Here is a 16,992-nt window from a genome sequence, read left to right on the forward strand (position 1 = left end):
CCCGTCACGGCCACCGGCCGTGACCGAACCGTGACGGGGCGGCGGCTTCCCCTGGGGCCGTGTGAGCGCTAACATCGTCTCTCGGGAGGCTGTGAGCGATCACATCCGCGGGCCCGGGGTTCCTGCCCCTCGCCTGGCTCCGCAGCTCGAGCACGTCGCAGTGCCGAGCGGTGACCGGAATGGTTACCGAACGGTGATGCGGAATGCCGAGTGGGGGCTTGCGGGAGCGGCCCTGACACCGCTAGACATTGACACAAGCAAACATGTATCAACAAGAGTCAACAGTCCGATGAAGGGCTGGCACGACCCGACGGTCCTCGGCACGGCGCCGAGGTCGCATCTCAAGGAGGAGAGCATGTTCAGCACGACCAAGGCGCGCACGCGTCTGACGGGTGTCCTCGCCGGCGTGGCGGTCCTCGCGCTCGCGGCGTGCAGCAGCGGGGGCGGCAGCACGGACGGCAGCAGCAACGACGCGGGCGGCGACGGCGGCGGTGGCGGCGACACGATCTCCGTCGGCTTCTCGCAGGTCGGCGCCGAGTCCGGCTGGCGCGCGGCGAACACCAAGTCCATCCAGGACACGCTCACGGCCGAGAACGGCTTCGACCTCAAGTTCTCCGACGCGCAGCAGAAGCAGGAGAACCAGATCCAGGCGATCCGCTCCTACATCGCGCAGGGCGTCGACGTCATCGCGTTCTCCCCGGTCGTCGAGTCCGGCTGGGACGCGGTGCTCGAGGAGGCCAAGCAGGCCGGCATCCCCGTGATCCTCACCGACCGCGCGGTCGACTCCGAGGACGACACCCTCTACGAGTCGTTCATCGGCTCCGACTTCGTCCTCGAGGGCGAGATGGCCGGCGACTGGGTCTCCGAGAACCTCGCGACCGAGCCCATCAACGTCGTCGAGCTCCAGGGCACCACGGGCGCCGCGCCCGCGATCGACCGCAAGACCGGTTTCGAGAACGCCACGGCGGACAACCCCAACGTGACGATCATCGACTCGCAGACCGGCAACTTCACGCGTGCCGAGGGCAAGACGGTCATGGAGGGCTTCCTCCAGGCGCACGACGACATCGACCTCGTGTACGCGCACAACGACGACATGGGCCTCGGCGCCATCGAGGCCATCGAGGCTGCCGGTCTCGTCCCGGGCGAGGACATCAAGATCGTCACCGTCGACGCGGTCAAGGACGGCATGCAGGCCCTCGCCGACGGCAAGATCAACTTCATCGTCGAGTGCAACCCGCTCCTCGGCCCGGACCTGGCCGAGATCATCAAGAAGGTCGTCGCGGGCGAGGAGGTCGAGAAGCGCATCGTCGTCAAGGACGAGTCCTTCACGCAGGAGCAGGCGATCGAGGCGCTCCCGACGCGCGAGTACTGAGCGCACCGCGCGCGCCGAGCGGGCGCCCCGGACCTCCGGGCACCCGCTCCGCACCGCCCCGGCGGGGCCGGTCGACGCCGACCGGCCCGCCACCACGGACGGGTCGCGCGCCGGGAGAGCACGGCTCCCCGGCGCGCGGCCGACGCACCACCGCCGGCATGCCGACCCCGCCGGCGTCCTGAGGCGCCCCGGGGCCCGGCAGCCCCGCCGCCACCGCTGCACGGAAGGTCACCCATGACTACCGCCGTCCCCGACGGTCGGCCCGTCGTCGAGATGACCGGGATCTCGATCGAGTTCCCGGGCGTCAAGGCGCTCGACGGAGTCGACCTCACGCTCCGGCCCGGAGAGGTCCACGCCCTCATGGGCGAGAACGGCGCCGGCAAGTCGACGCTCATCAAGGCGCTCACCGGCGTCTACTCGATCGACTCCGGTCGCATCCTCGTCGACGGCGCCGAGCACACGTTCTCCGGCCCGGGCGAGGCCCAGGCCGCCGGCGTCTCGCCGGTGTACCAGGAGGTCAACCTCTGCGAGAACCTCTCGGTCGCCGAGAACATCATGCTCGGCCACGAGCCGCGCCGCCTCGGCGCGATCGACTGGCGGGCCACGCGCCGTCGGGCGGGAGAGATGCTCGCGCGCCTCAACCTCGACATCGACCCGGCGTCCTCGCTCTCGAGCCACTCCCTCGCCGTGCAGCAGCTCGTGGCCATCTGCCGCGCGCTCGTCGTCGAGTGCAAGGTGCTCATCCTCGACGAGCCGACGTCCAGCCTCGACGCGGACGAGGTCGCGCAGCTCTTCGCCGTCGTGCGGCGCCTGCGCGACGAGGGCGTCGCGATCCTCTTCGTCTCGCACTTCCTCGAGCAGGTGTACGAGATCTCCGACCGCATGACCGTGCTGCGCAACGGCAAGCTCGTCGGCGAGTACGTCACCGCCGAGCTGCCGCGCCTCGAGCTCGTCTCCAAGATGATCGGCACCTCGCTCGAGGTGCTCGAGGAGCTCGAGGAGGCGCCCAAGCGCTCGGTCGCCGACCGCGAGGCGACGCCGTTCGTCCAGGCGCTCGGCGTCGGCCGCAAGGGCTCGGTGCAGCCGTTCGACCTCGACGTCTACCCGGGCGAGGTCGTCGGGCTCGCGGGCCTCCTCGGCTCGGGCCGCACCGAGCTCGCCCGGCTGCTCGCGGGCGCGGACCGCGCGGACAGCGGCCAGGTCCGCGTCGGCGGCGCGCTCGCCCGGCTGCGCACGCCGCGCTCCGCGATGCAGCGCAAGATCGCGTTCTCCTCGGAGCACCGCAAGGCCGAGGGCATCGTGGGCGACCTGACGATCCGCGAGAACATCGTGCTCGGTCTCCAGGCCGAGCGCGGGTGGGCCCGGCGCCTGCCGCGCAAGCAGGTCGACGAGATCGTCGAGAAGTACATCAGCGCGCTCGCGATCCGCCCCGCCAACCCGGACGCGCTCATCAAGAACCTCTCGGGCGGCAACCAGCAGAAGGTGCTCCTCGCGCGCTGGCTCGCGACGGCCCCCAGGCTGCTCATCCTCGACGAGCCGACGCGCGGCATCGACGTCGGGGCGAAGGCCGAGATCCAGAAGCTCGTCGCCCAGCTCTCGGGCGAGGGCATGTCGGTCGTGTTCATCTCGGCCGAGCTCGAGGAGGTGCTGCGGCTCAGCCACCGCATCGCCGTCATGCGCGACCGGGTCAAGGTCGCGGAGATCACCAACGACGAGGACGTCACGGTCGAGGACGTCGTCGAGCTCATCGCGAGCGGAGGGCAGGAGTCATGAGCACCACGGCACCCGCCTGGCAGCGCGCCGTCCAGCACCGGCTCTTCTGGCCGATCGTCGCGCTGGTCGTGCTGCTGGCGGTCAACACGGTCAACCGGCCGAGCTTCCTGTCCATCAGGCTGCAGGACGGCCACCTCTTCGGGTCGCTCGTCAACCTGCTGAAGAACGGCGCGCCGCTGCTGCTCGTCGCGCTCGGCATGACCCTCGTCATCGCGACGCGCGGCATCGACCTGTCGGTCGGCGCGGTGGTCGCGATCTCCGGGGCCGTCGCGCTGAGCTTCATCGCGTCGTCGCCCACGCCGGACAGCCTGACGACCGTCCTCGTCGCCGTGGGGATCGCGCTCGCGCTGTCCTTCGTCCTCGGCGTGTGGAACGGCTTCCTCGTCTCCGTCCTCGGGATCCAGCCCATCATCGCGACGCTCGTGCTCATGACCGCGGGCCGTGGCGTCGCGATGCTCATCACGGGCGGCCAGATCACGACGGTCAACAGCGCACCGTTCAAGTCGATCGGGTCCGGGTTCTGGTTCGGGATCCCCGTCGCGGTCGTGCTCGCCGGCATCGTCTTCGCGGCCGTCGCGCTGCTCACGCGGCGCACCGCGCTCGGCATGCTCATCGAGTCCGTCGGCATCAACCCCGAGGCGAGCCGCCTCGCGGGCGTCAAGGCGCGCAGCATCATCTGGACCGTCTACGCGGTCTGCGCGCTCTTCGCGGGCCTCGCCGGCCTCATGATCTCGTCGAGCACCATGGCGGCCGACGCCAACAACGCCGGGCTCTTCATCGAGCTCGACGCGATCCTCGCCGTCGTGATCGGCGGTACGTCGCTCGCGGGCGGGAAGTTCTCGCTCTCCGGCACCCTGGTCGGCGTCCTCATCATCCAGACGCTCACCCTCACGGTGACCATGCTCGGCATCTCGCCGTCCGTCACGCCCCTGTTCAAGGCGATCGTCGTCATCGCGGTCTGCCTCGCGCAGTCCCCGAAGGTGCGCGACCTGGTCGCCGCCCGACGACGTCGCGCGGCCCCGACGGCCGCCGCGGCCGCGGAGGTGAGCGCCTGATGTCCGCCGTGCAGACCCCTGCCCCGACCTCTCCGCCCGACCCCCGGGGCGCCGAGACCGCCGCCCCCGGAGGCCGACCGACCATGACCGAGCGACTCACGAGCCGCGTGCGCCTCGACCGGCGCTACCTCCCGGTCCTCGGCACGTTCGCGGTGCTGGCGCTCATGCTCGTCGTGGGCGGGAGCCGGTACGAGAACTTCCTCTCGGCCCGCGTCATCTCCAACCTGTTCATCAACAACTCGTTCCTCATCGTGCTCGCGGTCGGGATGACCTTCGTCATCCTCACCGGCGGCATCGACCTCTCCGTGGGCGCCGTGGTGGCGCTGTCGGGCATCACGACGGCGTCGCTCCTCCAGAGCGGGTGGCCGGTCGCGGTGGTGCTCGTCATCGCGGTCCTCATCGGCACCGTGCTGGGGCTCGCCGTCGGGCTCATGGTCCACGTGTTCGACATCCAGCCGTTCATCGCCACGCTCGCCGCGATGTTCCTCGCGCGCGGCCTGTGCTACGTCATCAGCCTCCAGTCCATCCCGATCACGAACGAGTCGTTCGTGGCGCTCGCGGGCTGGAGCCAGGAGATCGGCGACGGCTGGCGCCTGACGACGGCGGTCATCATCGCGCTCGTCGTCGTCGCGATCGCGTTCTACGTGCTCCACTACACGCAGTTCGGCCGCACCGTCTACGCGATCGGCGGCGGCGAGCAGTCGGCGATGCTCATGGGCCTGCCCGTCGCGCGCACCAAGGTGCTCGTCTACGTGGTGAGCGGCACGTGCGCCGGCATCGGCGGCCTGCTGTTCGCGATGTTCTCGCGGTCCGGCTACTCGCTCACGGGCGTCGGCATGGAGCTCGACGCGATCGCGGCGGTCGTCATCGGCGGGACGCTCCTCACGGGCGGGACGGGCTTCGTGCTCGGGTCCGTGCTCGGCGTGCTCGTGCTGGGCCTCATCCAGACGATCATCACGTTCGAGGGCACCCTCAGCTCGTGGTGGACGAAGATCGTCATCGGCGTGCTGCTGCTGGTCTTCGTGATCCTGCAGCGCGTCCTCGTCGTCAGGCGGAGGTGAGCCGGCGGCACCGGCCCCGTCGCGGACGTCCTCGGGACGTCCGCGGCGCGGGGCCGGTGCCGCGGCCGTCTGCCCGGGCTTGACGGCCCGGGATCACCGGAGCAGGACGGGGGCCGGCACCCCTGGGCCGGTCGGGCGCACGCCCGCCCGGCGGTGTCATGACGCCGCCCTTGTGGAATGTGAGCGCTCACACTAGGCTCGGGCCGAACTTGTGAACGCTCACACGCAACGGTGCGTGTCTCTCGACGAAGAGAGGAAGCCCCATGGAAAAGCCTGTTCACCCGTCCCCTCCCACGCCCCGGCGCAGACCGGCGCGTCGCCGGTCCGTCGCCGTCGCCCTCGTGGCGGGGATGGTCGGCACGGTCGCGCTCGCGACGTCGCTGCCGGCCTCCGCCGCGGAGCCCGACCTGCCCGACGGCGCGTGGGTCGACGCGTTCGACGGCGCCGCGCTCGGTCCCGACTGGACCGTCGTCAACCCCGTGCCCGAGGCGCTGTCCGTCGGCGGGGGGAAGCTCACGCTGACCTCGCAGCCGGGCGACACCTACCAGGACGCGAACAGCGCCAAGAACGTCGTGCTGCTCGACGTGCCGGCGGGCGACTTCACCGTCGTCACCCGGCTCGAGGCGCCCGTCACCTCCGTCTACCAGGGCGCGGGTCTCGTCGCGTGGCAGGACATGGACAACTACGTCCGGTCCGGCCTGACCTTCGTGGGTGACCTCTCGCCGTCGGGCCGCGCGATCGAGAACGACGTCGAGACCGGCGGCGTCTTCAGCGCGGCGGCCTTCACCGACCGCCCGGGCTCCACCGGGGAGACGCTGCGCATGCAGCGCACCGGCGACACGATCGCGACGAGCTTCTGGGACGGCACCGCGTGGCAGCCCGCGGGCTCCGTGACCGTCGACTTCCCGACGACGCACGTCGGCCTCTACGCGCTCGCCGCGCAGAGCGGCGCGGCGCACACCGCGGCGTTCGACTACGTCGCGGTCCAGGCCGCCGAGGGCGCGGACCAGGTGCCCGACGGCACGTTCACGCTCGCGGGCCCGGGCGACGCCCGGTACCTCGTGGCGAGCGACGACGGCCTCGCCCTCGACGACGAGCGCCCCGCGACGACCGTCGCGCTCGCCGCGACGGCGGTCGACGGCGCCGAGGGCACGTCCCCGGTGACGCTCGCCGTCGGCGACCGGCCCGTCGTCGTCTCCGGCGCGTCCCGGCTCTCCCTCGGGGCCGCGGGCGCGGACGCGACGGCGCTGCGGCTCACCGACGCGGGCGGCGGCACGGTCTGGCTGCGCAGCGCGGCCGACCCCGAGCGGTACGCCGGGGTGCGCGCGTCCGACGGCGCGCTCGTCCTCGGCCCGCGCGAGGCGGCCACGAAGCTGACGATCACGCCCGCCACGAGCGCGGACCACGACATCACCGTGGACCTCGCGGGCGAGCGCACCGAGATGAGCGACGAGCTGTACGGCATCTTCTACGAGGACATCAACTACGCGGCCGACGGCGGCCTGTACGCCGAGCTCGTGCGCAACCGCTCCTTCGAGTTCAACAACCAGGACAACGCGTCGTTCACCGGCCTCACCGCGTGGAGCGCCGCGAACCGCGGCGGCGCGACGGCGACGACGCAGGTCGTGAACGACGCCGGGCGGCTCAACGCGACGAACCGCAACTACCTCGACCTCACGACGACCGGGGCGGGCGCCGGGGTGCGCAACGCCGGGTACAACACGGGGCTGTTCGTCGAGGAGGGGGAGTCGTACGACTTCTCCGTCTGGGCGCGGTCGACGACGGCGCAGACCGTCACCGTGCGCGTCGAGGACGCCGCCGGGACCACGGCGTACGCGACCGGCCAGGTCGCCGTCGACGGCTCGGACGCGTGGAAGAAGTACGGCGTCACGCTCACCGCGACGGGCACGACGAACGCCGGGCGGCTCGCGCTGCTCTCCGGCGCGGCGGGCACGCTCGCGCTCGACCAGGTGTCGCTCTTCCCGCAGGACACGTGGGTCGGCCCGGTCAACGGGAAGTCCGTGCTCCGCAAGGACCTCGCCGAGAAGATCGACGCGCTCGACCCGCAGTTCCTGCGCTTCCCGGGCGGCTGCGTGACGAACGTCGGCACGTTCCGCACGTACGAGGAGTCGGGCTTCACCGACCGTCGCCGCACGTACCAGTGGAAGGAGACGATCGGCCCGGTCGAGGAGCGCGCGACCAACTGGAACTTCTGGGGCTACAACCAGTCCTACGGCATCGGGTACCTCGAGTACTTCCTCCTCGCCGAGGACCTCGGCGCGACGCCGCTGCCCGTGGTGTCGGTCGGCGCCAACGGCTGCGGCAGCACCATCCCCGAGATGACCGACCCCGCGCAGATCCAGCGCTGGGTGGACGACACGGTCGACCTGATCGAGTTCGCGAACGGCGACGTGACGACCGAGTGGGGCGCCGTGCGGGCCGAGCTGGGCCACCCCGAGCCGTTCGGCCTGAAGTACGTGGGGCTCGGCAACGAGGAGAACACGAAGACGTTCGAGGCCAACTTCCCGGCGTTCCGCGACGCGATCGCGGCCGCCTACCCGGACGTCCAGATCATCTCGAACTCCGGGCCGGACGACACGGGCCAGCGCTTCGACGAGCTCTGGGAGTTCAACCGCGAGCAGGACGTCGACCTCGTCGACGAGCACTACTACAACGACCCGCAGTGGTTCCTCGAGAACGACGAGCGCTACGACTCCTACGACCGCGAGGGGCCGCACGTGTTCCTCGGCGAGTACGCGTCGCGCGGCAACACGTTCGCCAACGCGCTGTCCGAGGCCGCCTTCATGACGGGCCTCGAGCGCAACTCCGACGTCGTGCGGCTCGCGTCGTACGCGCCGCTGCTCGCGAACGAGTCGTACGTCCAGTGGTCGCCCGACGCGATCTGGTTCGACAACGACGAGTCCTGGGGCTCGGTGAACTACTACGTCCAGCAGGTGTTCTCCGCGAACGCGGGCGACGAGGTCGTGCCCAGCACGCACTCCGGCCCGGCGCCCGCCGACGCGACGCTCGACGGCGGCGTCTTCCTCTCCACGTGGAACACGGCCGCGCAGTACGACAACGTGCGCGTCACCGACAACGCGAGCGGCGACGTGCTGTTCGCGGACGACTTCGAGTCCGGCGCCTCGCAGTGGGAGCCGCAGTCGGGCACGTGGGCGGCGCAGGACGGCGCCTACGTCCAGTCGGCGACGAACGTCACCGACGCCCGGTCGATCGTCGCCGGCGCGTACGCGAAGGACTGGTCGAGCTACACGCTCGAGCTCGACGCGCGCAAGACGACGGGCGCGGAGGGCTTCCTCGTCGGTTTCGCCGCGGGCGGCCCGAACGACTACTACTGGTGGAACCTCGGCGGGTGGAACAACACGCGCCAGGCGCTCCAGCGCGCGTCGGGCGGGAGCGCGAACGAGGTGCAGGCCGTCGAGAACCACAGCATCGAGGCCGGGCAGCCGTACCACGTCAAGGTCGTCGTCGAGGGCTCGACCATCGAGCTCTACCTCGACGGCGAGCTCCAGATGTCCTACGAGCAGCCGTCGACCAAGTCGCTCTACCAGGTCGTCACGCGCGACGACGACACGGGTGACGTCGTCGTCAAGGTCGTCAACCCCACCGCGACCGCGGCGCGCACGCAGGTGCACGTCGAGGGCTCCGACGGCATCGCGGACCAGGCGACGGTCACGGAGATGGTGGGCGCGCCGTCGGACACCAACACCAAGGCCGACCCCGAGCGGGTCGTCCCGGTGGAGCGGACGCTGACGGGCGTGGGGGAGGAGTTCTCCTACGAGTTCCCCGCACACTCGATCACGTTCGTCCGGCTGCACGCGTCCGACGTGGAGCCTGAGCTCGACCTCGCGGTCGAGGTAGCGCCGCGCTGCCTGGCGGGCACGGCGTACGTCGCCTTGCGCGCGACGAACGGCGAGGACGTCCCGGTCTCGGTGACGCTCGCGACGCCGTTCGGGCAGAAGGCGTTCGCGGACGTGGCGCCCGGCAGGAACGCGTACCAGTCGTTCGCGGCGCGCGCGACGTCGGCCCCGGCCGGCACCGCGACGGTGACGGGCACGGCGACGCTCGACGGCGAGCAGGTCACCTCGACCGTCGACGTCGCCTACGACGCGCTCGACTGCGGCTGACCTCGTGACGTAGCACCGCAGGTGCCGAGGTAGAGGCGTGGTCACGACCACGCCTCTACCTCGGCCAGGAGGCACCCTCGTGGCCGGTCCGGCGGGCCACGAGGGCGCGGCCCGCGCTCCCCGCGCGGGCCGCCACAGCACGACATCGCACGACACCGCACGTCTCGACGCGCGGGCGACGACGCCCGTGCCGACCAGAGGAGCACCGATGCACCCCCGACCGACCGACGGCGTCCGCCGTCGACCCGGCGGCGTGGCCCGGCTGGCGGCCGTGGCGGCCGCCGCCGCGCTCGCCGTGACCGCGTGGGCACCGTCCGCCGTCGCGGCCGACGCCCTGCCCGCGCCCGTCCTCGACCTCGCGTTCGAGGGCGACGTCGCCGACGCGAGCCCCCTCGCGCACCCCGTGGCCCTGCGCGGTCACTCCGGCTCCGCGCCGACCGGCTTCTCCTACGTCGACGGCGTCGACGGGGCGGGGCAGGCCCTGCGCCTGAGCGGCAGCACGTACCTCGACCTCGGATCGTCGACGGCGCTCCAGCCCGAGGACCTGACGCTCTCGTTCTGGGTGGAGCCCAGCGGGAAGCTGTCCGGGGAGCACGTCGTCACGTGGAACAAGCGGGCCTACAACTCGGACGGCTGGTACCTGTCGTCCGAGTCGGACACGGTGCCGCTCGCGCTGTCGGTGGGGCCGGCGTCGGGCCAGCCGTACAAGGTGCGAGTCGCGAGCTCCGACCGCGCGGCGTTCTTCCCCGCGGACGAGTGGACGCACGTCGTCGTCACGTACGACCACGCGACGAAGGCCGTCGCGTTCTACCGCAACGGCGAGCAGGTCCCGTCGACGGTGGCCAGCGCGGTCGCCGGCGACGCGACGGGGGTCCTGGGCTCCGACCCGGCGCTGCCGAAGACGATCGGGTTCAACGGGCCCCAGTACAACGGCGCCTACCTCAAGGCCGCGCTGGACGACTACCGCCTGTACGACGCGGTGGCGGACCTGGGCGACGTCGTCGGGCTGTACGAGGAGAGCGGGCGCACGGTGGACCGCGACGCGATCGCGCAGGACGACGCCGACGCGCTGTCCCTGCCGGAGCGCGCGACGGTCGCGCTCGTGCTCCCGGCGACCGGCTCGCGCGGGTCGACCGTGACGTGGCGGTCGTCGCACCCCGAGGTGGTCGCGACCGACGGGACCGTGGTCCGGCCCGCGATCGGGGAGGACGACGCGCACGTCACGCTGACCGCGACGGTGCGCTACCTCGACGGCGAGCCGGTGACGCGCGACCTCGAGGTCGTCGTGCCCGCGATCGTCGACGAGACGCCGCTCGAGGAGACCGCGCTGCCGTCGGTGCTGCTCTCCGACGACTTCCTCCAGAACGCTGCCGCGAAGGAGCACGAGTACCTGCTGAGCCTGGACTCCGAGACGTTCCTCTACGAGTTCTACAAGGTCGGCGGGCTGACCCCGACCACGGCCGCCGGGTACGGCGGCTGGGAGCGCAGCAACGCCGTGAACTTCCGCGGCCACGCGTTCGGCCACTACCTCTCGGCGCTCGCGATGTCGTGGTCCTCGACGCAGGACGAGGCGACGAAGGACGCGCTGTTCACCGAGATCGAGGAGGGTGTGGGCGGGCTCGCGCGCGTGCAGGACGCGTACGCCGCCGCGCACCCCGGCTCGGCCGGGTACGTCTCCGCGTTCCGCGAGTCGATCCTCGACCAGGTGCAGGGCACCGGGACGTCGGACGAGAACGTCATCGTGCCCTGGTACAACCTGCACAAGGTGCTCGCCGGGCTGCTCGACGTCGCCGAGCACGTGGACGGCCCCGTCGGTGACCAGGCGCTCGCCGTGGCGACCGAGTTCGGGCTCTACGTCCAGGGCCGCGTCGCGAAGCTGCCGAGCACCGACGTCATGCTGCGCACCGAGTACGGCGGCATGAACGAGGCGCTGTACGAGCTGTTCGACCTCACGGGCGACGTCCGGATCAAGGAGGCGGCCGAGGCGTTCGACGAGGTGACGTTCTTCCGTCAGCTCGCCGCGGGCCAGGACGTGCTGCCGGGCAAGCACGCCAACACGCAGATCCCCAAGCTGCTCGGCGCGCTCAAGCGCTACCAGGTGTTCACGCAGAACCCCGCCTACTACGACCTGCTCACGCCCGCCGAGAAGGACGAGCTGCCGATGTACCTCGCGGCGGCGGAGAACTTCTTCGACATCGTGGTGCGCGACCACACCTACGTCACCGGCGCGAACAGCCAGGCGGAGCACTTCCACGCGCCCGGGTCGCTGCACGAGCGCGCGGACGAGCAGGGCACCGCGCGCAACGCCGAGACGGCCGAGACGTGCAACGAGTACAACATGCTCAAGCTCGCGCGCGAGCTCTTCACGCTGAGCAAGGACGTGCGGTACGCGGACTACTACGAGAACGCGTTCATCAACACGATCCTCGCGTCGCAGAACCCGGAGACCGGGACGACGACGTACTTCAACCCCATGGCGTCGGGCTACCACCGCGTCTACAACCTGCCGTTCACCGAGTTCTGGTGCTGCACCGGGACGGGGATGGAGAGCTTCTCCAAGCTCGGCGACTCGATCTACTTCACCGGCCAGGGCTCGGTGTGGGTCAACATGTTCTTCTCCTCGACGGTCGAGCACGCGGAGCAGAACCTGCGGCTCACGCAGGAGGCGAACCTGCCGAACGAGGACACCGTGACCTTCCGCGTCGACGCGCTCGACGGCGGTGCGGTCGCCGAGGACGCGACGCTGCGCCTGCGCGTGCCGTCGTGGATCGCGGGCGAGCCCGCGGTCGAGGTGAACGGCGCCGCCGTCGAGCCGCACGTGTCGCGCGGGTACGTCGTGCTGCCCGTCGCCGCGGGCGACGTCGTCCGGTACACGATGCCGATGGCGGCGTCCGTCGTCGACACCCCGGACAACCCGTACTTCGTGGCCTTCCGGTACGGGCCCGTCGTCCTCTCCGCGAACCTCGGCGAGGTCCCCGAGCCGGCGTGGCAGGGCACGGGCATCCTCGTCCGCTCGTCCACGCGCGACGCCGACGCCCAGACGACGATCACGGCCGCGAACATGGGCGCCGACGAGTGGAAGGAGCGGATCGCGGAGAACCTCGTCCGTGTCGAGGACGACGCCGAGGGTCGGGTCCAGCTCGAGCTGCGGAACACCGCCGACGGCGGCGACCTCGTCTTCACGCCCCACCACACCAACTGGGACGTGACGTACGGGCTCTACCTCCACCTCGACGAGCCGGACTCGGCCGCGTCGCAGGAGCGCATCCTGCGCGCCAAGCAGGAGCTGCGCGACGCCGAGCGCACCGTCGACAGCCTGACGAGCTTCGACGACAACAACTTCGAGAACGCGAAGAACCTCAAGCAGAGCGGGTCGTCGGTCGGGACGTTCTCCGGCCGCCAGTTCCGCCACGCGAACGGCACGGGCTGGTTCAGCTACGACCTCATGATCGACCCGGCCTCGGCGTCGAACCACCTGGGGGTCACGCTCTACTCGGGCGACCAGGGCCGCGTGTTCGACGTGTACGTCGACGACGAGAAGCTGAAGACGATCACCACGGTCGCGAACGCCCCGACCAAGGACGAGCAGGGGTTCTACGTCGACACGACGCAGCTCCCGGCGAAGTACCTCGAGATCGGCGAGGGCACGCGCTGGAAGGTCGACAGCGCGGGGGAGTACGTGCTCGACGAGGACGGCGAGCGCATCCCCGTGGTCACCGTCCGCTTCCAGGCGACGGGCGGCTGGGCCGGAGGCGTGTTCGGCGTCCGGGTCGACCGCGCGGCGTCGTACGACGCGACGCCCGGGCTCGCGGCGCTCGCGTTCGACACCGGGTCGCTCGCCCCTGCGTTCGACCCGGCGGTGACGGACTACACCCTCACCGTCCCCGCGGGCATGACGAGCGTGGTGCTCGACGCCGACCCGCACGTGCCGAGCGGCCTGGTCCGCGTCGACGGCGTGCTGATCGACGACACGCAGGGTCGCGTCGTGCCGCTCCCGGCGGACGGGAGCGCCCGGACCGTGGAGGTCGTCGGCGTCGCGCAGGACCACGAGACCGCCACGACCTACCGGGTCGAGATCGTGCCGGGGGCGACGGCCGTCGTCCCGCTCGACGTCGAGGTCTCGTCGCGCTGCCTCGCCGGCAAGGCCTACGTGGCGGTCCGGGCGACGAACACGGGCGCCACGCCGGTGGACGTCACCCTGGCGACGCCGTACGGGGAGAGGTCGTCCACGGGCGTCGTCCCCGGCGCGAACGCGTACCAGTCGTTCGCGTCGCGCGCGACGGCGGTCCCCGCCGGCAGCGCGACGGTCACCGCGACGGCGGTGCTCGACGGCGCCCCGGTCACCACGACCCACGACGTCGACATCGAGCCGCGCACCTGCGGCTGAGCGACCCGCGCGCCGCACCGGCGTCCTCGCGGTCGGTCCGACGGGCCGCGAGGACGCCGCAGCGCGGCGACGCGGCGTCAGTCGATATCGGTACCGACATCGATATCCCCGGCATGAACCCACGACAGCAGCAGACCTCGACGAGGAGGAACGACATGAGCAGGCACCGGAGACGACGAGCCGCGGCGACGATCGTGGCGGGGGTGCTGGCGCTCGGGGCCGGCCTGCCCGCGGCGCACGCCACCGCGACGGCCGACGACGAGCCCCCGGCGGCGACCGCCCTCACCGGGCTGACCACGACGGACCGCGGCGACGGGACGTACGACGTCCCGCTCCTGCGCAGCGACGTCCCCGACATCAGCGTCACGCGCGTCCCCGCGGCCGAGAACGACGAGGGCCGCGACCTCTACTACATGATCAGCACGACGATGCACCTCGCGCCCGGCGCCCCGATCATGAAGTCGTACGACCTCGTGAGCTGGGAGATCGTCGGCTACGTCTACGACCGTCTCGGCGTCGGCGACGTGTCGTCGCTGCGCAACGGGAAGAACGGCTACGGCAACGGGCAGTGGGCGTCCTCGCTGCGCTACCGCGACGGCACGTTCTACGTGGTGTTCAACACCAACGACCTCGGGGGGTCGTACCTCTTCCGCACGGACGACGTCGAGCACGGCGCGTGGGAGCGCACCGCGCTCGGCCGGGGGTTCCACGACCCGTCGCTGTTCTTCGACGAGGCCGACGGGGGGACGCCCTACATCTTCTACGGCTCGGGCGCGACGAGCGCCGTCCGGCTGAACGACGACCTCACCGCGATCGAGGCGGACTTCCCGAACATCTTCCGTGCCGCGGACTACGCGGGCGAGCCGTTCGTCGGCGGGCTGTTCGAGGGCGCGCAGGTGCACTACATCGACGGCGAGTACTACGTCGCGATCATCACGTGGCCCAGCGGCCAGAACCGGCAGGAGGTGCTGTTCCGCTCCCCGCACCTGCTGGGCCGCTACGAGACCGCCGACGGGTCGAACCCGTACGAGGCGCGCAGCGCGCTGAACTCGGACGGCTTCGCGCAGGGTGGGCTGGTCGAGGTGCCCGACGGCGCGGGCGGCTACGAGTGGTGGGGCATGTTCTTCCGCGACACCTACCCTCTCGGCCGCATCCCCGCGCTCATCCCCGCGACGTGGGAGGACGGCTGGCCCACGTTCGGCGACGACGGCGTCGTCCGCGTCGGCGACACGTTCGCCAAGCCGATCGTGCTGGACCCGGCGACGGAGCGCCGGGAGCGGCTGAAGAGCATCGTCGCCTCCGACGACTTCGCGAACGACGCCGAGCACCGCGCGTTCAGCGACACCGTCTGGGAGGTCCCCGACGCGCCCACGTACGACGAGTCCCTGCTCGGCGTCGAGCTCGTCGCCAACCCTGGGTTCGAGGACGCCGGGACCGCGCCGTGGGCCGCGCAGTTCGGGGCGACGCTGTCGCGCGAGACGAGCGGCGCGGCGTCGGGCACGGGCGCGCTGCGCGTCGCGGGCCGGACGCTCAACGGCTCCGGGCCGAACCAGCAGCTCGGCGGGAAGATCCAGGCGGGCGTGACCTACGAGGTCTCGGCCCGGGTCCGCTACGCCTCCGGGCCGGCGCAGGTCCGCTTCAACCTCGTCGGGGACTGGGGCGCGGGCGTCACCACGCTCGCGTGGGCGAACGCCACGCCGGGGGAGTGGACGACCGTGCGGGGCACCTACACCGTCCCGCAGGACGCGGACGTCCGGACCTTCAAGCTCGCGGTCGAGACGCCGTGGGGCAACCCGCAGCCGCCGTCGTCGAGCGTCGAGTACCTGCTCGACGACGTGTCCGTGGTCGGCCGCGCGCCGGCCGTCGAGACGCCCACGCTCGAGGAGGTGTCGTACAACGGCTCGGACCTCGACCTCGCCTGGCAGTGGAACCACGCGCCGGACAACCGGTACTGGTCCCTCACCGAGCGCGAGGGCTGGCTGCGCCTGACCAACGGGCACGTCGTGAGCGGCGAGGCGGAGTACACCAAGGCGCCCGGGCGCGACCTCACCTACCTCGAGGAGGCGCGCAACACGCTCGGTCAGCGCACCTTCGGGCCGACGGCCTCCGCGGAGACCCGCGTCGACGTGTCGGGGATGCTCGACGGCGACGTCGCCGGCCTGGCCGTCTACGGCCGCAGCTTCGCGTACGCGGGGGTCCAGCAGGTCGACGGCGAGCGCACGCTCGGCCTCGTCACGCGGCTCCAGCCGTTCACCGACACGATCGACCGCGAGGCGGTCGAGTCGTTCGTCCCCGGGTCGCAGGTCCCGCTCGGGGAGCGCGCGGACGTGCACCTCAAGGCGGACGCGGACTTCGCCTCGCCGGGCGGCCAGCTCTGGGTGCAGTACTCCTACAGCCTCGACGGGCGCACGTGGCAGCCGCTCGGGCCGCGCCAGGGGCCGCTCGTCATGGACTGGAGCCTGTCCCACTTCATGGGCTACCGGTTCGGCCTCTTCTCCTACGCCAAGGAGCGGACCGGCGGGCACGTGGACTTCGACCACTTCCTCCTCAGCGACGTGCTCGACGCCGACGGCGGCGCCGACCGGACGGCGCTCGACGCCGTCGTCGCCGAGGCGGAAGGGCTCGACCCGGCGGACCACACGGCCGAGTCGTGGGCCGCCGTCGAGCAGGCCCTCGCCTGGGCGCGGTCGACGACCGCGCCGTCGACGCAGAACCAGGCCGACGCTCCCGCCCGGGCGCTCGCGCTCGCCGTCGCGTCACTGGAGCCGACGACGTCCCCGGGCGTCGCGTTCGCGGCGGAGGCGAGCCTGCGCGCGCTCGCCGGCACGGACTACGTCGCCGTGCGCGTCGTGAACGAGGAGGACGTCCCGGTGGACGTGGTGGTCGCCACGCCGTACGGCAGCCGCACGTTCGCCGACGTCCGACCGGGGGCGAGCGCCTACCAGGCGTTCCCGACGCGACGGTCGCAGGCACCGGCTGGCGAGGCCACCGTCACCGTCACGCGCTCGACCGACGCCGCGACGACGACCCGCACCGTGCCGTTCGGCCGCTGACCCGCGCCCGACCCGGCGGGCCGCGCAGGCCGCGCCGGGTCGGCGCGCGAGGAGGGAGGACGCAGGACGACGGCGGGGACCGCCGTCGGGCACGACCGTCCGCGCGAGGCGCGCGGACGCGCAGGACACCCACATCGATCGAG

Annotated in this window: 7 protein-coding genes; all 7 read left to right on the top strand. The window is 71.8% G+C overall.

Annotated elements, in window-relative coordinates:
• The first annotated feature begins 355 nt into the window (after window positions 1-355).
• The 7 genes from ACI769_RS07125 (at window position 356) to ACI769_RS07155 (ending at window position 16,849) form a co-directional block, all read left to right on the top strand.
• The gene (locus tag ACI769_RS07125) at window positions 356-1,375 is read left to right on the top strand and encodes an ABC transporter substrate-binding protein (RefSeq protein WP_034655507.1); all 1,020 of its coding nucleotides are present in this window, start codon (window positions 356-358) and stop codon (window positions 1,373-1,375) included.
• 234 nt (window positions 1,376-1,609) lie between these two features.
• Window positions 1,610-3,148, top strand: coding sequence for a sugar ABC transporter ATP-binding protein (locus ACI769_RS07130; RefSeq protein WP_086149021.1), 1,539 nt, complete (start codon window positions 1,610-1,612; stop codon window positions 3,146-3,148).
• Entirely contained in the window at window positions 3,145-4,203 is a 1,059-nt protein-coding gene (locus ACI769_RS07135) for an ABC transporter permease (RefSeq protein WP_043655183.1), read from the top strand. Before ACI769_RS07130 ends, ACI769_RS07135 begins: the two co-directional genes overlap by 4 nt.
• A gap of 83 nt (window positions 4,204-4,286) precedes the next feature.
• Entirely contained in the window at window positions 4,287-5,264 is a 978-nt protein-coding gene (yjfF, locus tag ACI769_RS07140) for a galactofuranose ABC transporter, permease protein YjfF (RefSeq protein ID WP_074809335.1), read from the top strand.
• Between the two features lie 263 nt (window positions 5,265-5,527).
• Window positions 5,528-9,409: an alpha-L-arabinofuranosidase C-terminal domain-containing protein gene (locus tag ACI769_RS07145; RefSeq protein WP_409141412.1), complete on the top strand. Its 3,882-nt coding sequence runs from the start codon at window positions 5,528-5,530 to the stop codon at window positions 9,407-9,409.
• A 208-nt stretch (window positions 9,410-9,617) separates the two neighbouring features.
• Window positions 9,618-13,796, top strand: coding sequence for a beta-L-arabinofuranosidase domain-containing protein (locus ACI769_RS07150; RefSeq protein ID WP_409141413.1), 4,179 nt, complete (start codon window positions 9,618-9,620; stop codon window positions 13,794-13,796).
• Between the two features lie 155 nt (window positions 13,797-13,951).
• Window positions 13,952-16,849 (top strand): family 43 glycosylhydrolase, encoded by a 2,898-nt coding sequence (locus ACI769_RS07155; RefSeq protein ID WP_409141414.1) that lies wholly within the window; start codon window positions 13,952-13,954, stop codon window positions 16,847-16,849.
• The last annotated feature ends 143 nt before the right edge of the window (window positions 16,850-16,992 follow it).

Origin of the sequence: Cellulosimicrobium sp. RS, from assembly GCF_046159675.1 — a bacterium.
GTDB classification, from domain to species: Bacteria; Actinomycetota; Actinomycetes; order Actinomycetales; family Cellulomonadaceae; genus Cellulosimicrobium; species Cellulosimicrobium funkei.